This is a genomic window from Paenibacillus sp. S33 (genome assembly GCF_053615415.1).
On sequence record NZ_JBSIEZ010000001.1, the window covers coordinates 686444 to 710680 of the forward strand.

At 44.2% G+C, this 24237-nt stretch carries 19 protein-coding genes; 17 read left to right on the forward strand and 2 right to left on the reverse strand.

The features are described 5' to 3' along the window. The first annotated feature begins 1 nt into the window (after position 1). From ACWGXJ_RS03255 to ACWGXJ_RS03305, 11 genes are all read left to right on the forward strand, one after another. Entirely contained in the window at positions 2 to 1471 is a 1470-nt protein-coding gene (locus ACWGXJ_RS03255) for an ATP-binding protein (RefSeq protein WP_452566175.1), read from the forward strand. A gap of 3 nt (positions 1472 to 1474) precedes the next feature. Next, entirely contained in the window at positions 1475 to 2620 is a 1146-nt protein-coding gene (locus ACWGXJ_RS03260; RefSeq protein ID WP_322161606.1) for a WD40 repeat domain-containing protein, read from the forward strand. Between the two features lie 183 nt (positions 2621 to 2803). Next, on the forward strand, positions 2804 to 4600 hold the full coding sequence (locus tag ACWGXJ_RS03265; protein ID WP_452566176.1) for an acyltransferase family protein: 1797 nt from the start codon (positions 2804 to 2806) through the stop codon (positions 4598 to 4600). Between the two features lie 27 nt (positions 4601 to 4627). Further along, positions 4628 to 5326, forward strand: a complete 699-nt coding sequence (locus ACWGXJ_RS03270; RefSeq protein ID WP_452566177.1) for an SGNH/GDSL hydrolase family protein — start codon at positions 4628 to 4630, stop codon at positions 5324 to 5326. Positions 5327 to 5373: 47 nt separating this feature from the next. Continuing rightward, a complete protein-coding gene (locus ACWGXJ_RS03275; RefSeq protein ID WP_452566178.1) occupies positions 5374 to 6384 on the forward strand; it encodes an LCP family protein in 1011 nt (336 codons plus the stop codon). Positions 6385 to 6492: 108 nt separating this feature from the next. Continuing rightward, positions 6493 to 6783 carry a hypothetical protein gene (locus ACWGXJ_RS03280; RefSeq protein ID WP_452566179.1) on the forward strand — a complete coding sequence of 97 codons (291 nt, stop codon included), beginning with the start codon at positions 6493 to 6495 and terminating at the stop codon, positions 6781 to 6783. Next, entirely contained in the window at positions 6780 to 7496 is a 717-nt protein-coding gene (locus tag ACWGXJ_RS03285; RefSeq protein ID WP_452566180.1) for a hypothetical protein, read from the forward strand. The genes ACWGXJ_RS03280 and ACWGXJ_RS03285 overlap by 4 nt, the downstream gene beginning before the upstream one ends. Further along, positions 7493 to 7969, forward strand: a complete 477-nt coding sequence (locus ACWGXJ_RS03290; protein ID WP_452566181.1) for a hypothetical protein — start codon at positions 7493 to 7495, stop codon at positions 7967 to 7969. The genes ACWGXJ_RS03285 and ACWGXJ_RS03290 overlap by 4 nt, the downstream gene beginning before the upstream one ends. Positions 7970 to 8213: 244 nt before the next feature. Continuing rightward, positions 8214 to 9545: a hypothetical protein gene (locus ACWGXJ_RS03295; RefSeq protein ID WP_452566182.1), complete on the forward strand. Its 1332-nt coding sequence runs from the start codon at positions 8214 to 8216 to the stop codon at positions 9543 to 9545. 417 nt (positions 9546 to 9962) lie between these two features. Further along, complete coding sequence (locus ACWGXJ_RS03300; RefSeq protein WP_414126274.1) at positions 9963 to 10136, forward strand: hypothetical protein; 174 nt, start codon at positions 9963 to 9965, stop codon at positions 10134 to 10136. 93 nt (positions 10137 to 10229) lie between these two features. After that, entirely contained in the window at positions 10230 to 10655 is a 426-nt protein-coding gene (locus ACWGXJ_RS03305) for a MarR family winged helix-turn-helix transcriptional regulator (protein ID WP_452566183.1), read from the forward strand. Positions 10656 to 10812: 157 nt separating this feature from the next. Here the strand turns inward: ACWGXJ_RS03305 and ACWGXJ_RS03310 are convergent, their stop codons facing one another. Beyond that, positions 10813 to 11787 (reverse strand): bile acid:sodium symporter family protein, encoded by a 975-nt coding sequence (locus tag ACWGXJ_RS03310; protein WP_307352252.1) that lies wholly within the window; start codon positions 11785 to 11787, stop codon positions 10813 to 10815. Between the two features lie 115 nt (positions 11788 to 11902). Next, positions 11903 to 12784, reverse strand: a complete 882-nt coding sequence (locus ACWGXJ_RS03315; RefSeq protein ID WP_452566184.1) for a helix-turn-helix domain-containing protein — start codon at positions 12782 to 12784, stop codon at positions 11903 to 11905. Between the two features lie 136 nt (positions 12785 to 12920). On the opposite strand from ACWGXJ_RS03315, the gene ACWGXJ_RS03320 reads away from it, so the two are divergent. The 6 genes from ACWGXJ_RS03320 (at position 12921) to ACWGXJ_RS03345 (ending at position 24156) form a co-directional block, all read left to right on the forward strand. After that, the gene (locus tag ACWGXJ_RS03320) at positions 12921 to 16277 is read left to right on the forward strand and encodes a DUF5107 domain-containing protein (RefSeq protein ID WP_452566185.1); all 3357 of its coding nucleotides are present in this window, start codon (positions 12921 to 12923) and stop codon (positions 16275 to 16277) included. Next, positions 16270 to 17556, forward strand: a complete 1287-nt coding sequence (locus ACWGXJ_RS03325) for a cellulase-like family protein (protein WP_452566186.1) — start codon at positions 16270 to 16272, stop codon at positions 17554 to 17556. The genes ACWGXJ_RS03320 and ACWGXJ_RS03325 overlap by 8 nt, the downstream gene beginning before the upstream one ends. Before the next feature lie 21 nt (positions 17557 to 17577). Then, positions 17578 to 19935, forward strand: a complete 2358-nt coding sequence (locus tag ACWGXJ_RS03330) for a beta-galactosidase (protein WP_452566187.1) — start codon at positions 17578 to 17580, stop codon at positions 19933 to 19935. A 304-nt stretch (positions 19936 to 20239) separates the two neighbouring features. Then, positions 20240 to 20806: a 5' nucleotidase, NT5C type gene (locus ACWGXJ_RS03335; RefSeq protein ID WP_452566188.1), complete on the forward strand. Its 567-nt coding sequence runs from the start codon at positions 20240 to 20242 to the stop codon at positions 20804 to 20806. 121 nt (positions 20807 to 20927) lie between these two features. Next, complete coding sequence (locus tag ACWGXJ_RS03340; RefSeq protein ID WP_452566189.1) at positions 20928 to 21722, forward strand: Nif3-like dinuclear metal center hexameric protein; 795 nt, start codon at positions 20928 to 20930, stop codon at positions 21720 to 21722. Positions 21723 to 21801: 79 nt separating this feature from the next. Beyond that, positions 21802 to 24156, forward strand: coding sequence for a glycoside hydrolase family 2 TIM barrel-domain containing protein (locus ACWGXJ_RS03345; RefSeq protein WP_452567859.1), 2355 nt, complete (start codon positions 21802 to 21804; stop codon positions 24154 to 24156). Positions 24157 to 24237: the final 81 nt, after the last annotated feature.

Genomic DNA, 24237 nt, shown 5'->3' on the forward strand with positions numbered 1-24237 from the left:
CATGATACGCAAAATCAGCATCAAATTTCTGATCGGTTTTTTTCTGATTTTTTCGCTTTCTTTTGTCGTGCTTAATCAGACCGTCAAGGAATTTATCCGGACAAGCAATCAGAACCTGGTTAGCTCCGAACTGATCGGACTGAAAAATAACAGCAATGTGTATGTGCGCCAGGCTTTTCTGATTAACCATTTCAGCAGCAATGAGCTGTATTTTGGAGAAATTGCCAAGGAGATAGCAACTGATCTAAACCATACCACGAACAGCAGTATTGGCGTGTATACGGTGGAAGGCAAATTGCTTTATGCCCCGGACATCTCACTATTTCAGCAGCGAATACAAAGCGATCTGCAGCAGGCGATTGGTGGCAATACAGCGTACAGCATTACTTATGATCGTAATAAGACGACAGTCCTCTTCTCCTACCCGGTTGTTATAGACGGTTCAAAGGTAGGCATACTGCGTTTTTACAAAGATTTCAGCTCACTCTACGAACAAACCGGACAGATTCGGGAGATTACCCTCTATATTGCCCTAGCGATTTTTGCGGCAGCCTTTCTGTTTTCCTATATTCTTTCCAGGCATATTACCATCCCACTGACCAGATTGACGCAAGCATCCACCGAGGTGAAAAATGGAAATCTGGATATCCGTCTTCATATTAAACGCAAGGATGAAATTGGCCGATTGGCTGAGAATTTTAACGATATGATTGATCAAATCAGTAGACAGATCCATATTATTGAGAAGGACCGGGACCACTTGAAGCAGCTTCACCAGCAGGAAAAGCGCTTTTTTGACAATATTACTCACGAACTGAAAACTCCATTAACCTCCATTCTGGGATATGCGGAGTTGATCAGGCTGAACGGTGAGAAAGACCGTGTTTTTTTTGACAAAGGAATGAATCATATTATCGAGGAGAGCAGGCGCCTGCATGCGATGGTGTTAAAACTACTGGAAGTTTCACGCAATAATATTATGCTCAAGGAGCTTGCTCGGGTGGATATTGGGCTAATCCTGCAGGATGTGTGTGAATCGATGATGATCCGAGCACAGCGCTATAAAAAGACCATTGAATATGAGATCAATGAGGAATTGTTCATGTTGGCTGATGGGGACAGGATTAGACAGATGTTTATCAATTTGATAGATAATGCGATTAAATATAGTTTGCCGTCTTCGGCAGTATCGGTAAAAGCAGTACAGGCAGTACAGGCAGAAGAAAAGATCCGCCTGATCTTCAGCAATCCAAGCGATCCGATTGAGGCAGAACATCTGTCACACTTGTTACAGCCATTTTATCTGGCTCATTCCGACAGCGCAGAAGAAGGCAGTATAGGATTGGGGCTCAGCATTGTGAAATCCATCGTTGAAGAATTTGCGGGTTCCATCATGATTACCAACGAGCATAATGAAACCATCGTTACGGTGGAATTTAATGCTCTGGAAACCGCGGGGAACGGAGAATAAATAATGGGCAATAAATATAAATATTTTGTAATGCTGCTGGTCGTATCTCTCGTAGTATTACTGCTGTCAGCATGCGTTTCAGAACCAAAAACAGAGACCGTCGTCATCGCTGACAGTAATGAAGTTTCCAGTGCCGATCAAAGCTCTCGTCCGTTTCAGGTCCAAAAAATATATCGCCTTCCGGATCGTTTTGCGAATACGGGACAGCTGCTGGGCTGGACGTCTGGAGATGCCGTCATCGCATCGTTCGGGGCCATGACCATACTGAAGCGAGGTACGTTGGAACGTTTAACTTATCCGTATGAGCAGAGCAAGCCCATACCCGGAATCGGCAATGTAACTTCCAATACGATACTTTCTCCCGATGGGAAATATATTTGCGAAGTTTCCCCTTCTTCCTCGGAGACAACCTTAAAGCTTATTTCCTTGCAGGATGGCAAGGAAAAGAAAATAGACAGGATCAATACTAGGAACCAGTCTTATGTACAATATCTTTCCTGGTCGGCCAACAGTTCGTATATCAGCTACCTGGTAGAAAACCCGCTTGATAACGGAGCTGATAGCCTGTATATCTACGATATGGGGTCTCAAACTTCCGACAAATATCAGTTGAAGGGTATCATAAAGGAAGACACGCTTTTGAGTGTTAACATTTCAAATGATGGCCGCAGCGTACTGCTGCAGTTATTTCGTGTAAAACAAGGTCAGAAAAAGGTGCTAACCATGGGGAAGGTTTCCGGGAAGAATATTGAATTTCAATACGAGCGTCAAATTGGCGGAGATTCAGTAGCCTGGATGAATAACGACCAGTTTGTGTTTCTCGGAACGGATAGTTCATTGTACGAATATGATCAGCGAAACGGCGAGCTCTCCGTCATTCTGGAAAAAGTGTTTGATTTTGAATTCTCGCCTGACAGGAAAAATATCGCATACACTGTGTATGATCAAAATGTCACTTACGTGGGCAAGGTTCAGGGAAGAAATATACTGCACAACGAGCCGGTGTATCGCGGAATTTTGCCGACGCATATATACTGGAATCCGAACAATAAAAGGGTGCTGCTTCAAGGACAAAAACAATTGGATTCCTTGCAGACTGCGCCAACGGATTCTCCTAGTAAGGAGTCATTGATCATTGAATTGAAATAGCGATGATGATCGCCATATTCGTATATGTCAAAAGCCTTATTTCGGTTGTTCAGCCGGAATAAGGCTTTTCTTTTTGCACCGTTGTGACAATTTGTTTACATGTTGATCAAACTTTCGCGACATCTTTTTTCTATAGTAAATGAAGCAAGATCATTAGCCTATAAGGACAAGGAATGGACCATAGTGAATGGAAACCGAAATCTGCACCTGAATCAACCAAAAAAACGTTATATGACCGGTCTGGATGGACTAAGGGCTATCTCCGTGCTTGCTGTTATTGCTTATCATCTTCATTTCAGATGGGCAGAGGGTGGGTTGCTGGGGGTGGAGATTTTCTTCGTCCTGTCAGGATATCTGATTACGGATCAGATCCTTTTCGAATGGAGGGCGCACAGCGGTTTTTCCATTGTGCATTTCTGGATAAGACGAATACGGAGGCTACTGCCGGCAATGATCTTTATGCTGACTGCAGTGGCATTGTGGCTTTTAATTACCGATTTCTTCAGATTACAGGCATTAGGAGGCCATTTTGTATCCTCGCTTTTTTACGTAAACAACTGGTATCTCATTTTTCATCATGTTTCATATTTTGAGAGCTTTGGCCCACCTTCTCCAATCGGGCACCTCTGGTCGCTTTCCATTGAGGAACAGTTTTATGTAATCTGGCCGCTTGTTCTGCTGATTGGTCTGTGCTTTGCACCGCGACGAGGCAGACTGATGTTATACATTCTGGGTTGCGCCATCGTATCCGCCATAGCAATGGCCATTATATACGAACCCGGAACCGATCCGAGCAGGGTGTATTACGGAACAGACACGCGGGCGTCTGCCATTTTGATTGGAGCGGCTCTGGCGGTAATCTGGCCTAGCTGGAGACTGAGCGATAATGTATCTTCTTCGGCCCGGACCATGCTGGATATGACTGGCGTGCTGGGCATTGTAATGCTGTTTATCCTGATCGGTCAGACTAACGAGTTTGATGATTCGCTGTATCGCGGCGGTTTTCTTTATTTATCACTAATTACGGCGATTGTCATTGCTGTACTAGTTCATCCGGCCAACCGACTGGAGCGATTGCTCGGCTGCCGGTCTCTAAGCTGGATCGGTAAGCGATCTTACAGTCTGTATATATGGCATTATCCGATCATTATTTTATCAAGTCCCGTGGTAAATACCGAAGATGCCAGGTATATGTGCATTGCTCTGCAGGTAACGGCCACTTTCATAATGGCGGGTCTTTCTTACAGCTTCATCGAAGAGCCTATCCGTCGCGGGACCTTTTGGACCAGCCTAAAATCACTCTGCAGGTCAGGCGCTGGCAACCAACTAGGCCTTGCCATAATTGTTATCGCCATTATTCTGGTCCTGACTTCATGGAAGACGGATTCATCAGATCCTGTACCTGATGTGCCAGCAGCTGTAGGCCGGGAACCCGTTCAGACGGAAAAGCAACAATTCGACCGTTCCAATGAAAATCATGAAAATACAGGCCATTCCGTAGAAGGAGAGGGGGTCACGGCGATTGGAGATTCTGTCATTCTGGATGCCGCCCCGTTTCTCGAAAAACAGCTTCCCGGTATGATCATTGATGGAAAGGTGGGACGGCAAATGTCACAGGCTGGTGATGTACTTGATAACTTGCGAATACAGGGCAAGCTTGGCCATAAAATTATTATTGAACTCGGCACCAACGGCGTTTTTAACCGGAGTCAACTGAAGTCGTTGTTGGCTTCACTGCCGGACTCCCAGCAAATTTATCTGATAACGACCAGAGTACCGAGAGGATGGCAGAATACCGTAAATGACAGTCTGCGAGAAATAGCTGATGAATTTCAAAATGTCCGGCTTATCGACTGGTATTCAGCTAGCGAAAATCGCAACGATCTATTTTATGAAGATGGTGTTCATCTGAAACCAGCAGGCGCTCAGTATTATGCCTCGTTTGTGATTGATGCTATCAAACAAGATAAAACCTACTAGCATGTTAAAGGAAAGGATGAACTAGATATGAACAAAAAAAATGGATGGATGGTAAGCACATTAGGGGGATTTGCAATTCTCCTTATCGCTTTAGGAGCTATAGGCCTCCATATGCACGCAAAGCAAAATTCGGTTGATAACGAATCTCGCAGCAAGGAGTCTTCTTTATACAATCTTGATAAGATGCAGGCTGCTGCCCAAAAGCATGGGGCTTCCGACACCAACGGAAAAAAAGCTCAATCATCCGTTTCTTTCACCGGTGAGGGCGTCACAATGATTGGAGATTCGGTTACGGTCGGAATTGAGTCTTATTTAAAAGAGCAGCTTCCGAATATGACGGTGGACGGCAAGGTTGGCCGTCAGATGTCTCAAGCTGTAAAAGTCATTAATGAATTAGCCGCTCAAGGCAAACTGGGAGAACAGGTTATTATCGAACTCGGCACCAACGGTCCATTTAGCAAAGACCAATTGCGGGACGTACTGCAATCCCTTTCTGAAGCCAGACAGGTACTCTTGGTCACCACCCGGGTGCCGAAGGGCTGGCAGGATGCGGTGAATGACACGATTGCACAGGTCGCTGGTGAATACAGTAACGTCAGCGTGGTGGACTGGTATTCATCCAGTGTAGGTAAAGATGAATACTTTTATAGAGATGGCGTCCATTTAAAACCAGATGGTAGCCGATATTACACTTCACTCCTCGTAGCAGCCTTGCAAAAATCTTAAATACGGAAAGAGGCAGGTGCATTCATCATTTGGAAAGGAATAATGACATGACACAGAGGAAAAAGAGGATATTGATTATAACGTTATTACTTGTGGTCGCTGCTGTAAGCTTTATCTTTTATTATTTCTTTTCCATTTACAAGGGATTAGCAGGACTTAGCAAAACCCCGAACAACTCCCCATTTGTTAAAGCAAGCACTGATAAAGTCGAAGCACTGGAAGTTCCGGAGTGGAAGGGTACCGAACCTGTAAATATTTTGCTGATGGGCGTGGATAGCCGCGAGAACAACAAGGGGAGTGTACCCAGGTCCGATAGCATGATGGTCGTTTCGTTGAATCCTATTGATAAGCGTATCCATGTGTTTTCGATTCTTCGAGACACCTATACGGATATTCCCGGGTACGGCAAAAATCGAATTAATACCGCTGTTACGCATGGACCCGATACGGCGATGAAAGCTGTCAGCGAATTGCTAGGGGTGCCAGTTCAATTTTATGTATATACAGACTTCCAAGGGTTTATTAAACTCGTCGATGCGGTAGGCGGGCTCGATTTTTATGTCGAAAAGGATATGCACTATGAGAGTAAAGCCGATCAGCATGAGTATGATATTGATTTGAAGCAGGGACAGCAGCACTTCGATGGCAAAACGGCACTTCAATATGTCCGTTTTCGCCATGATACCATGTCCGATTATTCCAGAACAGGGAGACAGAGGAAATTTATCACGGCAATAGCCGAGAAGGTAAAAACAACGACTTCCCTTATGAGGCTCCCTTCTATTCTAGAGGAAATCAGTCCGTATATCGATACCAATTTGTCAGTCTCTGATATGTGGAATTTGGCTTCGGTAGGGTATGAAAGCACATTAAAGGGAAATGAACAAATACCGCCAATGAAGCTGTTAAAAGAAACTTATGTTGGCAGAGCGGCTGTTCTGGATGTAAAAAGTCGAACGGATTTGAAGCAATTTGTGCAAAGGATCCTAAACTCCGACGCTTCTAACTCGATTACAGACCATCCTTCCGGAAAAAAGCAACAAACAGATTTTGAATAGGACTACCATATATAAAATCGTAATTTGCCGAACAATAGGCTGTAAATGCTCTTGGTGAATAAAGAAGAGCATAACATGGTCTTCCAGTTATAAATAGGGGGAAAAAGAATGGGTATAAAACCGATAGTAAAGTTCTGCTTGGCGTTAACCATATCCACCGCCATGCTTCTGGAAATCACTGCTCCGCACATAGTTATGGCTGATGCTGCACAACGTGCGAAAAGCACGTTGTTGAACGATAAACAGAGTCAACCAACAAAAGCAATTTCAACGCAGGTTAAAAATACCCCGACACTGAAATTGGATAGCAATGTGGCATCAATGACGAAGAAAAGAACAATTAAAGCTAGGTTTAAACTTCCGAAGGGCTCAGATATAAAGAAAATAAGCATGGAATGAATGCCAAAAATCAAGTCATTGGCCGCCCGCGTCACGGTAATAAGAATTTTTTCCCTGAGTATTACGTTTTGCCGACCGATAAAAGTCTTCAAAAAAATCCGCTGGAAGCCTACCGGATGATTGAATATTTTATCCGCAATGGAGTAAAGGTTGAACGCTCGACAAAAACTGTAAGTGCTGCTGGCAAGACCTACCCTGCAGGTTCATTTATCATAAATATGCACCAGGCAAAACACGGCATTGCAAACATGGTTTTATATGATGGTATTAACGTCTCAGATTATGCTTCCGTAGCTGGCGAGATTGTGCAGGACTTTCCAGTCCTACGAGGATTTGAATGTGATGTGATTAGAGAAGCTGGAGTGTTTGAGGGCAAAACCTCTCCGGTGACTTCCGTATCGATTCCGGTCACACAAATGCCGAATCATTCTGCCTATGTTTTAATCCGTAACACCAATAATGATGCCATCAAAACGGTTAATGAATTGCTTAAATCCGGCAAAGTGGTTACGATGCTATCTAAAAGCGGAACAGGATATGAAGCGGGTGACTTTGCAGTAGCCTATGATGATCTGTACCCGCTGGCCTCAAAATACGATCTTGATGTAATGGCATTCGGCAATAACAAACCCGTTGGCAAAGTTCTTAAACCTTCTACGGTAGCTGCTCTCGGCGAACCGGCTTATGTGCTCAAAAATCTCGGTTTAAAGTGACCGATGATCAGCAGCATGCCGATGTGCTTGTGAATACATTCGATTCCGATAAACTTGTCGAGAAAGGGAAGCCTTACATTGCTTATGGAAATATGGGGATGGTTAATGTGAAAAACTGGATTCCTCAATTTGCTTTTGCTGGACCAACATGGGAAAGATACGAAGGGGTCTTCCTGGCGAATGTCAAACAGGATAATGCGATTAAGCCCCTTACGATAACGAAGAGTACTTCTACACCGTTACAGGTTCTTACATTACGAAACTACCTAAAGCCGCAAAAGTTCTTGCAACCATTAGTAATAAAGAAAACTTCTTCAAAGCGGGCTGGTGGCCAGGTCACGATGCTGCAAAAGGAAAGATCATGGCCTTCACTTATAAGGAAAACAAAAAGAATCTTACTTTTTTTTCAATTATCTAACCAATGGCGCTCATTCGCAGCAGCAATTCCGTTTGCTGGCCAATTCAATTTTTAATGCCGTCCCTGGCAAATCGTGAGTGAATTTTAATGATATTGAAAACAACCTTATTCCAGTGATCAACTGCAAATAAGGTTGTTTTTTTGTGATAAACCAGTTTCGTCCGTTGTGACATTTTGTTTGCAACTTGATCAAACTTTAGCGACATCTGCAGGCTATATTGGACTACAGCGTAATATCAATCCTGAGCATGCGGGTTGATGAAAAATGCGAGTTCAGGATTTTCAGGGAGGAATGCAAGTTGCTAAGCAGTATTAAACTGATGAGGAGATCCGTCAGAGAGTATGAGGAAGAGACAAAGATTAAAAAACGAGCTTTTTCCGTAAACAGCCAGTTGAATGAAAATCAAGTAAATGAAAAGACGGTTGCTAATAAATTGGATGAAAAAGCAGTAGATACAGCAGGTATATCCAATTCAACCTACGACGATACACACACCGATATTCCTTCTCGAAGCTCTGTAGAAGAGTCGAAGAGAAGGCGGGGCACCGGGCGTCTTGTTGCACTTGATGCAGTACGAGGATTGGCGGTGCTGGGAATGTACTTGCAGCACTTCGGATCGAACCCAAACGTTTCTGCGCTCGTTTCCGGAACGACCACCCTCTTATTTGTGTTGTGCGGCGGGATTTCTTATTCGATCATGGGACAGCGTATGATGGATCGGGGAGCAGAGGTGACCGCTTTTCGTGCACGCATGCTGGCCCGTGCAGTATTTGTTGATATTATTGGTTATTTGCTAATTATGTTGAACACTTCATATGGCATCATTTTGCCTGCCTATGCAGCTATGTTTGTGTTGGCCCTCATGTTATTTCGCCGTTCGCCCCGCACAATTGTTACAACAGCAGCAGTGTTGCTCGTCACAACCCCGCCGCTAATGATTCTTGGATTAAGCATTTTCTCGAAAGCTTATCTTCTTAGTGATATCGCGGGAGGTCCGATGTCTGCTCTCGCCTTGATGCCTGCATTTGTTGCCGGCATGGCGATTGGCCGCTTTGACCTCACCAAATTACGCACAGCCCTCTCACTCGCAGGCAGCGGTATCGTGATGCTTGTTATTGGCAAGGCACTGGCCGCTTTTGTACTTCCGAATTGGAGAGTTCACTTTGAACAATGGCTGATAAGTGTGCAAGGGGTTGCTCCTATGCAGCCACCAGATGAATACGCCATTTGGCCGCTTAATACGGAATTACCGATGTGGCATATGCTTTTGCAGTCGGCTCCGCACACCGCTTCGACATTCCAGACGATGATAGGATTAGGCATTTCAATCCTGGTATTGGGCGTTGCGTGCCTCGTATCGAAAAAGGCTCCCACTGTATTAATGCCTTTCGCAGGAGTCGGCCGTGTGTCTCTGACCATGTATGCCATTCAATTTGTAGTGGTATGGGTTCTCGATCTAACAAAGATTGGGCACAGTCTGGACGGAGTCCCGTATGGCGACGTAATGATCGCAGTTGCAACACTGTTGCTGGGATTGTTGTTTGCTCAGCGTCCTGTTGGTCCGCTTGAAGGATTGATGCGCCGCTTTGACCGATTGTTCAGCCCTCCCCAACCAGGCTCACAAAAGTAAAGTAGATAGCCTTCTTGATACTCTCTATTTATTGTCATAGAAAACGCCGGGTTATAATTAAAACGGCCTGATCAAAAAAGATAAGAGCTATAAGATGATCATTGAACAGAATTGAAAAAGAGAAACTAATAATGAAAATAATAAAAAATATTAATACTTAATTTCACCGAATGGGTGGGTTCGATTGTGAACCTACCCATTTTCCATTGAACACAGTTATGGTTCTTTCTGTAAACAAAATCACTAATTTGTCCGATACATACATAAGGATGATTTACTGTTAAATATACCCTTGAAAATTATGATTTCACATATCAACTACTTGAGACGTGCAGCCTATGTAATGTGACGACTAGAAAGGAGATAGAGCGTGAATCGTGAAGAGGTTTTTCGACATTTTAAAAATGAGATGGCGTATTGGGATTAGCTCAGAAAGTATGCGATGTAGCTGCGTCTATTCCTGTATTGGGTGCCCTACCGAAAGCAGCAAGTCAAAAAATAGCTTCGATTCGTTCCGAAGTGGCTTCCTCTGGACCGTCATCCATAGTACATTTGCATACTGGTTCGGTGGTGACGGATTGTAATATTTAAAATATTGTAGGGGTTTTGACCATTCCATTTAAGCTTGATACAATAGGTTAAACTAAGTGGAGATACTTCAATATAGAATGGTGTGGTCTAAACTTGCAACATGAAAACGAACTTTTGGATGTATGGTTGTCTTTGTCTCACATCCATTCCACTTTAAATGATAAGTTAGAACAAGCTCTACTACAAAATTATGATTTATCCTTGAAGGAGTTTTATGTTTTGGGTTTTATATCCCATTCCGAAGAAAAAAAATTACGACTGCAGCAACTTCATGAATTGGTGGGATTAAGTCAAAGTGCGACATCGAGACTCGTAGTGAGAATGGAAGCCAAAAACTGCGGGGCTTTACAAAGACATACATGCGAGGATGATCGACGAGGTGTGTATACTCGGATTACGGAATTAGGTGAAAATAAATTCCAGCGTGCACTTCAAACCTTTAATCAGGTGTTACAATCAGAACTTCAGAAAGATGGAGTGAAGTCACAATTTCAAAATCTTACGCAAAAGCTGTTTTAGACTTTGATAGAAATGTTATAATTGGAAAGTAACCATTTAAATGATTGCGCATGCATATTTAGTTAGGCTTCCAGCCATGTACTTATAGAAACGCCCTTCCAAAACTCCTCCTCATAAGGAGGAGTTTTATCATCTGGAACCGTCGCTACTCCTTTGATTAAGAAACAGAGGCCGTATTGCGTTTTTCCTTGGCATTGCCGCGGTCGCGACGACTCAGCAGAAATCCGACCAGAGATGCCGTGGATTGCTGGAAAATCATCCCGAGCACAACAGGTAGTGCTACCGGGGCCGGGAAATAGGTGATGGCAAGCACGGCTCCTGCGCTAATATTGCGCATGCCGCCGTTAAAGACAAGCGCCGTACGGTCTGCATTATTCCACCGCATCAGTCCTGATATCAGATAGCCGATTGCATATCCAGTGGAAGCAAGGACGACTATGGATAGGCATACTCCGACAAGCTTGAGATTGAAATCGACCAGATAAGGCGCGATGACAGATCCGTTAATCATTACGACAAGAGCCATAGCCAGCTTGGAGAACGGGCCCAGCCGAGGTCCCCATACCTGCTTGATCTTCCCTTTAGTCCATTCGTTCAACACCATGCCGATTAGCGAAGGAACGACAATCATCCAGAATAGGCTCTGCATCATCGCCCAGGTATCGAGCTGCACATCCGCTCCGATCAGCAGGGACATGATGCCCGGAACGGCAAATGGGGCCAAAATCGTATCAATTAAAATGATCGCCAATGTCAGCGCCGTGTTGCCTTTATAGATGTTGACCCACACGAAGCTGGAAATGCCCGTAGGGATAGCCGCACCAAGAATAAGTCCAGTGATCGTATAAGGATCATCATTGAAGGCCAGATGCCCCAGCATCATGGCAAGAAGCGGCATAGCCAGGTGAAGAATAAACAGACAGGCGATCAGTGGACCAGGATGCTTTATCACATGGACAAAATCCTTAAACCCCATACTGATGCTGCCCGCGAAGGTCATGAATGCAAACAGCCAGGGAGAGAGTTCTGTATATTCTGACAACGGCGTACCGATTAGGACGCCAATTAGAATGCTGATTGGTGTAATTAGCGGCATAGCTGCATTTAGTCTGCGATTCAACGTGAGGAGCATACAAAACTTCCTTTTTTAACCTTAAGTATAGACCTTGCACCCCCGATTCGTAAATGATCTGTGACCTTGCGGTAGCCCGATAGAAGCAAATTTGAACGCTCTTGATGAACATAGATCAACCCTTCAAATTATTTCGGTATTCCAAAGGAGAGCAGCCCATTATTTTTTTGAATAGTCTGGAGAAGTAGTAAGGGTCCCTAAAACCGAGTTGTATGCTAATTTCTTTAATAGAAGCATTCGTCAAATCTAAAAGCTGACTGGCCCTCTGTATCTTCATTCTTAAATAGTAATCGACAGGAGAGTAGCCGGTGGATTGCTTGAATATCAAGTTCAGATGCTGCTTGGATACCTGAACATGCCGACTAAGCTCCTCAAGCGAAACGGTGGATTCCAATTGTTCACTCATATAGCGTGTTGCTTTATCCACATGACTCTGGTACGTACTGTCTTCCTTGCGAAATGCAACGGATACAACAAAACTCAGCAGATAACGGACAGTTTGCGATACTTGGACTAAATGTATAATGGAGTATGACTTGTTCAGTAAAAGGTCGTAACACTGATGAAATAGCTCCAGTAGTTTGACTTCATCACTGGCGGCCATCGAAACATACGTTTTAAAAGGCTCAAATAATGCCATAAAGTCATCAACTTGGTCCCCCTTAAGATGAAACCAGTAAATCGTCCAAGGATCTCCATCGTCAGCCCCATAAGCATGCGGCATGTCCCTAGGAATGTACGCAAAGCTTCGCTCCGCCATGTCAATCGTTAGGCCATCCTTTGTTCGTATCCAACCTTTTCCGCTGGCACAGTAGATGAATATATGAGAGTCACATCCGTGCATTCTTTCACGAAAATGATGGCGGGCATGGCTGAAGCAGCCTATATCCGTAATATATAGATTTTTTGTAAGCGGATTCATATTTAATTTATCCAGCATATAGGGTGGAAGGACATATAACTTTTCACCCTCAAATCCATCAGCTTTCTTATTCATAATCTATCCATCTCCCAGCCGTAAGCAGCTCTAATGATGAAATACGTATATAATCCATCATAAACAGTGGATTGTCAATTGTCTGTAATGTCGCTTACTTGTAAGCTCTGAATATAAGGGCGACTATGAGGGAGTGATGGAATTGAGCATTTTCGATGCTAAGGCACGCGTGTGGGAGGAAACCGTGCAGATCCCTACGTATGGAATTGGCAAACCCGACAAAAATCCAATGTTTCTGGAGAAACGTGTCTACCAGGGAAGCTCGGGTCGAGTGTATCCGCATCCGGTAATTGATAAAATTGAGGATGAGAAGAAACTTGAAAATTACCAAATGGTTTTTCTGGAAAATAAATATTTGCGCATTGAGATCATGCCAGAGCTGGGAGGCCGCATTTATCGTGCGGTCGACAAGACCAACGGTTACGATTTTGTATATTATAACAGGGTCATCAAACCAGCACTTGTGGGCTTATTGGGGCCGTGGATATCTGGAGGGATTGAGTTCAACTGGCCGCAGCATCACCGTCCCAACACTTATGGACCCGTCGAATACAAGCTTGAAGAACATGAGGACGGAAGTGCAACGGTATGGGTGAGCGAAATTGATCGTATGTTCGGCACAAAAGTAACAGCTGGTTTTACACTTCAACCGGATAAAGCATACCTTAAAGTTGGGGCCCAGCTATACAACCGGACTGCCGAGCCTCAAACGTTTCTATGGTGGGCCAATCCAGCCGTAGCGGTACATGAGCACACACAATCTGTTTTTCCTCCAGACGTATCAGCCGTGTTCGACCATGGAAAGCGAGATGTATCCCGGTTCCCGATTGCTACAGGCACTTATTATAAAATGGATTATTCTGAAGGCGTAGACATCTCCCGATATAAAAATATTCCTGTCCCCACTTCATATATGACCTATAAATCGGATTACAATTTCATAGGTGGTTACGATCATATGAAACAAGCCGGGCTTTTGCATGTGGCCAACCATCACATCTCTCCTGGAAAAAAGCAATGGACATGGGGAAATGGCGAGTTCGGCCAAGCATGGGACCGGAATCTAACAGACGAAGATGGTCCCTACATCGAGTTGATGACGGGGGTATATACCGATAACCAACCAGATTTCACTTGGCTTCAGCCGTATGAAGAAAAATCGTTCTCGCAGTATTTTATGCCTTACAAACATATTGGTATGGTCAAAAACGCTTCAATTGACGCAGCCGTTAATCTGGAATTAAATCGCAGCGAAGGGACAGCACAGATTGGAGTCTATGTAACTTCGTCATTTCGTGAGGCTGTTGTGGAATTACGCAGTCAGCGGAAAGTTTATATTAAAGAAACCTTAGATCTGACACCTAATAAGGCCTTTATACAGAAGACAGTTATTTTGGCTGAGGATGAGGATTATGAACTATGCTTAACCGTCAAAGACGCGACCGGAAGGGAGCTGATTAGCTACCAGCCGAAAAAAAAGGACGTTGAACAGATGCCGGCTGCCGCCGCCCCCCTGCCAGAACCGGAGAAATTAAGAACGAACGAAGAATTGTATTTAGCAGGACAACATTTGGAGCAATACCGTCATGCTACCTTTGAACCCGAGGCGTACTATCTTGAGGGCCTGAAAAGAGATAAAAATGACAGCCGCATAAATGTGGCATATGGTACGTTACTTCTTCGTAGAGGGTTGTATTCAGAGAGTGAAGAGTGCTTTCGTAAAGCCATCTCGCGGGTAACCTGGCGTAACTCTAATCCCTATGACGGTGAGGCCTACTACCAGCTTGGCTTGTCGCTAAAACACCAAGAGCGGATAGATGAGGCGTTCGCTGCATTTTATAAATCGGTATGGAGTGCGGCATGGCAAGACAGCGGGTATTTCTCACTGGCACAGATTGCGACAGAACAAGGGAACTATGAAGAAGCATTGGAGCTCGTGGAGCGTTCAATCATCCGCAATGCTCACAATTACAAAGCACGCAACCTGAAGTCGGCTATTCTTCGTAAGCTCGGTAGCTACGAAGCGGCAATAGCCTTCTCCAAGGAAACGATGAAGCTCGATATCGCCGATTTTGGAGCTTACCGTGAGCAAGCATTATCTTTAGAGGCTCTCGGGTTACGAGATGATGCTAAAACGGTCCTCGAAGAGCTGGAAAAATGGATGCGTGGAGATGTGCATAATTATATAGCGGTAGCATCGGACTACGCGGCGGCGGGACTCTATGAGGATGCAGCATGTGTGCTGGAAGAAGCTCCAGAGCAGGCGAAAACATACCCTATGCTGTATTACGTTCAGGCCTTCTGCTATGCTAAAATCGGCAAGCATGAGCAGATGAACAATGCTCTCGCTCAGGCCGCAGATGCAGTACCCGACTACTGCTTTCCTAACAGTCTGTTTGAGTTGGATGTGTTACAATTTGCAATTCGAACGAGACCGGGGGATGGAAAGGCGCATTATTACTTAGGTAATTTACTCTATGATAAGAAACGGCATCTGGATGCCATTTCCAGCTGGGAAACGTCTCGTTCCATTGACGATACTTACCCCGTTGTTCACCGTAATCTTGCTCTTGGATATTTTAACAAACAAGGCCAAGTAGAGAAGGCTCGCCATTCGTTAGAGCAGGCCTTTGCGTGCAATACTTCAGACGCGCGTGTTCTTTATGAGCTTGACCAGCTGTATAAGAAGCTGAACATCAGGCCCAACGACAGATTGAATCTAATGGAGAGTTATCCGGGAATCATAAAGCTTCGCGATGATCTGTTTTTAGAATATGTAACCGTTCACAATACGATGAAGCAACATAAGGTAGCGTTGTCCTTGCTGACAGGGAGAATATTTCATCCATGGGAAGGCGGAGAGGGGAAGGTAACTGGACAGTATAGGCTTGCCAAGGTAGAGCTTGCCAAGTCCGACCTGAGGTCTGGACGGATTGAACAGGCTGTAAAAGGGCTGCGGGAGGCTTTAGTGTATCCAGAGAATCTTGGCGAAGGTAAGCTAGAGGGCTCCCAAGATAACGATATTTACTATTATTTGGGCTGCGCGTATGAGCTGTTGAAATTAACAGATGAGGCAAGGCAGGCCTTTTCCACGGCCTCTCAAGGACTGGGGGAACCCATTAACGCCATGTATTATAACGATCAGCAGCCGGATATGATATTTTACCAAGGATTGGCCTGGCAGGAACTTGGTAATGTGAAGGAAGGTATGCGTCGATTCAACAAGCTCATTGATTACGCCGAAAGACACTTATTTGAACCCGTGAAAATGGATTATTTCGCGGTCTCGTTACCCGACTTTCTCATCTTTGAAGATGACCTGAATATTCGTAATCAGGTTCATTGTACTTATATGAAGGCACTTGGTTTACTTGGATTAAGGCGACAGGACGAAGCTATCTTGCATTTTAAATCCGTGCTCAAGCTGGAAGCTAACCACCAAGGAGCATTGAACCATATGGACTGGGACTGGGAGGGGAAATCAAATGAATAATCTCGTGAGAAAGTTACCGCGTAAATTGACGATCACCATGTGGGACTTCTCCTGGTATACAATGACACAGGAAGGTGAGCCCTACAGCGATCTTGAAGCCCGTTTTAAAGAAGCGATCGAAAGAGGGTACAATACGATCCGAATATGTGCTATGCCATTCATGTTGTTTACAGCGGATGGCAAACGCCCCGGTCCCTTGGAGTTTGCTAACCTTGGGGAAGTAGGCCAGCGTACGCGTTGGTATAACTGTCATGGCGGCGCAGTGCTGGACGGGCATGCTCATTTGCTTGAACTGTTTAAACAAGCTAAGGCTCATAACTGTTACATTATGTTATCCTCTTGGGAATATCAGCAGAGTCCCAGCTTTCTGGCTCATGCTGAGCTTAGAGATGAATTAGCTGCAATACCTCCTAAGGAGAGATTTATGGCCATTGCAAAATCAATGGATCAGTTGATCCGTTTCGTCACAGCAGAAGGCTATAGGAACCAGATTATCTATACAGAGCTGCATAACGAAGTGGAATTTGGGCAGTTAAACGCCGTCGGAACGTCTGAAGGCATAGCCGAAACGAATGTACCAGCGCTTATTGAAGCCATGCAGCCCTACGTAGAAGAAGCAGTTGGATATCTCCGCCAATGTCATCCTGATATCATGATGACCGCCAGTTATACGTTAAATGAAGCCTACCCTAAAGCTTACGTCGCGCGCAATATGCAGGTTGCCCATTTTCATCTTTATATTAAAGGGGTACTCAATGAGCTTATGGAAGAGGCAGGGCTTGATGATGAGTTGGCGCCGTTCCCCAATCCATTCGTGCAATCCCTATTAAGAGAAGACGCTCCTCCATTTGCAAAGTGGACCTTGCCTCTGGAGGAGAATTGGCGGATGGAAGGCAATCCAGTCGGCATGAGGCTTATTTATTTGCACGACTGGGTAGATCCCGACCAATGGGATTTATTTTTGTACGATCGGTATGGAGACCATAAAATTGCCATGTTGCAGAAGGCCGACACCCGATTGGAAGAGATTCATGAATGGACTCGTCATTCCGGCATTCCAATTGTCATAGGAGAAGGTTATGTAGGCTACACGCCGCTGTATGCCCAATTTGAAGAAGGCCCAGTCGGTAAATTTATCGCTGAATATGTGTTGCGAAAAGGAATGGCACTTGGGTTCTGGGGAATGACCCTCTGCTCTAACTGTGCTCCCCATCATCCATTCTGGAATGATATCGCTTGGCAGCGCAAGTGGAATCAATTTATCCTGAATTCAGATTAACGAGTGAGGGGAGTGAACTCCATGAGAACCTATCGGGTTACAGTCAAAGACGATCAAAAGCATATTGTTAAAGGACATATCAAACTTGGCGGGACCAATCCAAAAGGAGAGGAAATCGGATTCACCAACTATTTTATGGAGAAGGACGGAGAGCCCTTTTTCGGTATTTGTGGTGAATTCCATTATGCCCGTTATGATGAACGCTATTGGGAAGACGAAATCATTAAAATAAAAATGGGCGGCGTAAACATCATTGCCACTTATATTTTTTGGAACCTACATGAAGAAGTTGAAGGTATTTTTAATTGGAGTGGGAACAAGAATCTTCGTCGTTTCATCGAGTTGTGCGGCAAACATCACGTATACTCCATCATTCGGATCGGACCCTTCAATCATGGGGAAATTCGAAACGGTGGTATGCCGGATTGGTTATTTGGTCGACCATTTAAGGTTCGTTCTAATGATGAGGGGTATCTGTTCTATACGAGAAGATTGTATAACGAAATCGGTGCCCAGGTTAAAGGGCTGCTATATAAGGAAGGGGGGCCGATTATCGGCACCCAAATCGAAAACGAACATCATCATTCATCTGCCCAGTGGGCGTTGACTGTAGGAATTAATGATATGTGGTTAAACAGCGGAAGTGACGGTAACTCGCATATGTTAAAACTTAAAGAAATAGCTCTGGAAGCGGGGATTGATACTCCGATCTATACGTGCACAGGATGGGGAGGAGCAACAACTCCTGTCCCTGATATGCTGCCATTATGGGGCGGGTATGCCTATTGGCCATGGATCTACTACGAAGAGGGACGATTGGAAGGGATGGAAGAGCATCCTGCGACACCGGAATACATTTTCCGAGACAAGCATAATAACAAGATTCCAAAGAGCTACAATTTTGAGCCTCAATATGCCCCTGAAGACTATCCGTACGCTTGCTGTGAAATGGGTGGCGGCATGGTTCAGTTTTATAAATATCGGTTCGCCTTTCCCTACCGTAGTGTTCCAGCGATGACTGTCATGAAGGTTGCAGAAGGCTGTAACCTGATCGGATACTACATGTATCATGGGGGCTCCAATCCTCGAGGTCAGGTTAACCCATATACAAATGATCTAGCCACCCCTAAAATATCCTATGATTTCAACGCCATGATCGGCGAATTCGGTCAAGTAAGGGAGTCATACCAAAGAACAAAGCTGCAACATTACTTCTTTTCAACGTTCCAAAAGCAATTCTCTCTAACAAAGACTATTCTGCCAGGGGATACGTCCCAGATGGACCCTTATGATGTGGAAACGTTACGATATGCAGTGCGATCCAGTGCCGGATCGGGGTACCTGTTTCTAAATAATTTCCAAGACCATGTCGAAAATGACGACCTGTGCGATTTTAATGTGAGCATTGAGCTGCCTGAGGAAACGATTGTAATTCCTAGTCAAGGTGATCTGACGTTAGGACATGATAGCTTCGCCATATTGCCATTCAACTTCAATTTAGATGGAATAATGCTTAAATATGCTACGGCACAGCTGATAACAAGGATAGAAGAAGATGGAGAAGTATATTATTTTTTCTTTGTACCAGAGGGCATGAAAGGAACGTATGCAATGGAGTCACAAGATATCATCAGTGCCACAATCGACAAAGGTTCGATAGAGCAATTCGATGGAAACACGATCATTAAGGTTGCTGAAGAGGAGGATAGTCTCATCCATCTGGTATCTGAAAGTGGCCAAAAAGTTGCCATCTACACGATGACTGATGAGCAAAGTCTTACATTTTGGAAGGTGAACATGCAAGGCCGCGACAGAGTGATGCTGACAAATGCCAATGTACTTGTATCTGAAGGCGATCTAAGGCTGGAATCAACGGACCAAGAAATGGTAACCCTGAGTGTATTCCCGGATTTTGACGCCTCATTCACATCTATTTCCGGTGGAGAACTGCTTGAAATAACAGAAAGTGAATTATTCAAAACGTATCGTTTAAAGGCTCCTAAGAAAGAAATCCATTTCAATTTGAAAAGGGTAAATAAAGATAAATTTACTATTGATTTCGAAACAGATGCGTTTCATGGAATCAAGGAAGCTCTGCTGCGTATCGATTATACTGGAGATATCGGTTATGCTTTTATCGATGGCGAACTGATCAATGATAATTTCTGCAACCATACGACCTGGGAAATAGGTTTGAAAGCATTTGAACATCGGCTCATCGAGCAAGGGTTGTACGTATATGTTTCCTCCATTCGAAAGGGTAAGGTTCTCAACAGCAATACGACTATGGCGGGCTGGAAAGAGACGACAAAGGAACGTATCGTAGATATCGGTTCGGTTAACCTTGTACCTGTATATGAAATCAAAATCACCATATAACCCAGAAGGTTATATGGTGATTCTTTTCCAGAATAATCTACATAAAGTAATCAGCCAGTGAATACATGAGTCTTTTTTATTTTCTTAATGTGTTTTTAGTAGATACCGGCTTTTTTCGATGTTTGTTTGATCCCGTTGCTTCCGTTAACTACAGTTTTTCCCCAATCCGTCAGGTTGCCTTGGAGAAAACTCCTCCTAAACCTATCCTGATGACGGACAACTCATCCCCAAGCTTCACCACGATATTAAATTATAGTATGATATTCTTATGAAAAATTTTACCAGAGTGAATAGGGGCAAGCTGATGAGAAAACCAATCATTGCAGTCGATATGGACGATACCATCTGTCATCTCGTCAAACGAGCCATATACCATAACAATAGTGAATTTCCCACTCATCCGCTTCGGTATGAAGAAATGTTAGATTGGAACACTGATCATCTACGTCATCCGAAGAGCACGCTTGATGTATTTTATGGACGACCGGGTTTGTTTGAGGAACTTGAACTATTTGACGAGTATGTTGTAGAAGAAATGGAAAAGCTTTGCAATGCTTTTGATGTCATTATTGTGACAGCGGCAGAACCCAAGACCGTCGTAGAGAAATGGAACTGGCTTCAAAGACATATGCCATTCATACCGATTGAGAACTTTTTCCCATGTAAACGAAAAAACCTGATTAACTATGATCTCCTGATTGATGATGGTCCTCATAATTTAGTGCCTGCGCTAGAGGCGGGGAAAAAGGTGCTTTGCATTCCTCATCCATGGAATCTGAGAGCAAGAGAGCAATATGAGTTCCCCGTCATGACATCCTGGCAAGGGGCAAAAGAACGAATCGACTTTATTTTAGGGGTTCTGTATAAATAATAGAACCATTCGTAAAACAGCTGGCTCCTTTGGAACTGGCTGTTTTGCTAGAAAGAATAGCACTTATGATTGAAATAAAATGGTACAATTGATATACCTTATCCATGAGGAGGGAACGTGTATGACCATGACTATGGGGCAGGTTGTGAATCATCTGACCAAGGGAATAAGCATACCCAACACCAGCGTAGATCTGCTGGAACCAGGATTTATAGATATTGAAGTATACGGAATTGTAACCGCTTTCTCCGCTTCGCAGTATGTGATAGAACAAGCTATTTCTCTAGGTGCAAATTTTATCATTACGCATGAAGGCATCTTTTATAGTCATCAGAGGATGCATGAATGTTTACTACATGATCCTGTTTTTTTGCAAAAATCTCGCCTCATTGCCGATGCAGGTATAGGCATTTATCGGTTTCATGACACCATACACCGTTATCAACCGGATGGAGTGATGGTTGGGCTACTTCAGGCGCTTGGCTGGCACAACTACATTGTGAAGCAGCAGCCGACGGCCGCCATTTTGACTATTCCGGTTATGGAAGTTCAGGAGATCGCTGAATATATTAAAGCCAAATTACATATTCGTTATGTACGGGTGGCTGGTGAGGTTTCCATGCCATGTGAACGAGTGGGAATCTCAGTAGGATACAGGGGAGGTGGTGATCTAGCCATTCCATTATTTCTAAATGAAAATGTAGATTTAGTCATTGCCGGTGAAGGCCCAGAATGGGAAACACCAGAATATGTTAAAGATGCTGTCTATCAAGGTCAAAGTAAAGCACTTATCATGCTGGGACATGCTGAAAGTGAAGCACCTGGGATGAAGTATCTCGCAGATGTACTTTCCGCTCAATTTCCAATGCTCCCCGTACACTTTATTGAAGATCGCCCGGTGTTTCAAATATTGTAATGAGAACACGTCTTTTGTGATGGTCATCCAGCACTGCTGTTATATCCGTTCATCCACTTTATGAAATGGAGGCAAGATGATGGGAAGCAGAGTGAATATGCCGTTCAAAACGGGCTGGAAGTTTATAGAAGGTAATTACGCAGGTGCTGAGAAAATGGACTACAACGATGAGCATTGGCGACTCCTTCAAGTCCCTCATGATTGGAGCATTGAGAAGTCCTTTGATCCACATATGCTGTATGGTGGCAATCAAGCTTATTTGCCGAGATGGTCTGTCGGATGGTACAGAAAGCATTTTAATGTGAAGCCCTCCTCTCCAAAACAGCGCGTATACATACAATTTGATGGCATTCACAGTAACAGTGAGGTTTGGATCAATGAACATTTTGTGGGCAAGCGGCCCTATGGATATGTTAGCTTTCAATATGATTTGACTCCATATATTCGGTGGGATGAGGAGAATGTGATTGCCGTCAAAGTGGACAATACGATTCTTTCACCTGACAGATGGTATTCCGGGGCCGGTATTTATCGTAATGTTTGGCTGATTTGTACGGATTATATTCATATAACCGAATGGGGGACTTACATTACCACACCTGAAATTTCGCCAGATGAAGCCAAGGTAACTGCCAGAATCCAGGTCACTAATCATCACGCGCATGCCGTAGAGTGTACGATTATGACTGAAATGCTGGACCCACAGGGACAGATCAAAGGAAAAGTTGAAAACCGAGTCACTCTTTTGAGCTGTGAAACGGGGAAAATAGAGCAAAAAACGCGAGTTTTAGAGCCAGAACTATGGTCACCGGACAACCCAGTGCTCTACGAAGCCCAAACGACAATTTATTGTGACAATACAGAGGTGGATCGTTATTGTACCCCTTTTGGCATAAGAGAAGTGAAGCTGGACACCCAAAAAGGTTTATTTCTGAATGGGGACAGCTTAAAGCTAAAGGGAGTGTGCATTCACCATGATTTAGGCTGTCTGGGGGCTGCTTACCATGATACAGCCATGAAAAGAAGGCTTCAAAAGCTGAAGGAAATGGGCTGTAACTCGATCCGTTTTGCTCATAACCCGATGGCGCCCGAATTATTAGATTTATGTGATCAGATGGGGTTCTTGGTGGTTGATGAGGCTTTTGACAAATGGAAATCCCTTTTCTATGAGCATTTATATGATGAGTGGTGGGAAAAAGATCTGGAAGCAATGTTGCTCAGGGACAGGAACCATCCCAGTGTTTTCATGTGGAGCGTTGGGAATGAAGTGGAGAATCAAGGTCAGCCATCCATGCTCAAAATGTTGGAGCAGCTCGTAGGTTTCTGCCATGAAAAAGACCCAACTCGACCAGTTACATGTGCGCTTGAGCCGCATAATACACCGATCAGCTTGCGTGAGGGTTCAATTGAGGCCAAAGTGGAGCATACCAAACAGCTGGCACAACGAGTGGATGTTCTAGGGTTAAACTATCAGGAGCAGTGGTATGAGCACTATAGGGCGGCCATGCCGGATACGCTAATCCTTGGAACAGAAACTTTCCCATACTATCGGGGTAAGGATAACCGAGTTAAAGGTTATTTGCCTATGAATCCCTGGTTTGATGTCGCTAATCATGATTATGTGATCGGTCAATTTGTTTGGAGTGGAATTGACTATTTGGGAGAAACGAGCTATCCCTCCAAAGGGTGGTCCTCGGGCCTGATTGATACTTGCGGATTCCGCAAACCAGTATCTTATCTCCAACAAAGTTTATGGTCTAATCAGCCTGTTGTGCACATAGCCGTATTTAACGAACATATGAAATCGGAATTTAATCCGACATGGACGATGCACTGGAGATCTCCGGCCATGGAAGATCACTGGACATTTCCTGAATACGCTGGAAAATTAATACGGTTGGTTACCTTCACCAATTGTGAGAGCGTGGAATTGATCGTGAATGATGAATCATACGGTGAGAGGAAGTTAGTGGATTATCCTAATCATTTGATCGTATGGGAGCTTCCCTATACACCGGGCGAAATCCGGGCTGTGGGTCGTAATGGAAACAATAAGGTTTGTGAGCATGAATTAACCACTGCCGGACTTCCTTATGCTCTAAAGTTGGAGGCTGATCGGGTAATCCTACCTGCTGATGGGCATGAGATATCTCATGTAGAAGTAACCGTCATAGACCAAAACGGGATCATTGTACCTAACCAGAATTTTGATGTAGCCTTTAAACTACAGGGTGATGGTCGTATCCTTGGAATAGACAATGGTGATCTCACCAGCGATGAATCCTTCAAGGGGAATGAGAGACGAACACACAGAGGAAGGTGTCTCGTTGTTGTACAGTCCGGTTATGTGGCTGGTGAGTTGTTGCTTCAAGCGTCAGCAGATGGAGGGTTGCTGGGAGAAACCAGACTGAAAATAGAACAAGAACGCAAATGATAATTCAAGGTTGATTCAGTATAAAGCTCGTATAGTTTAATTAAAAGGTCTGAATAGGTGATGAGTGCTCATGCTTTACCT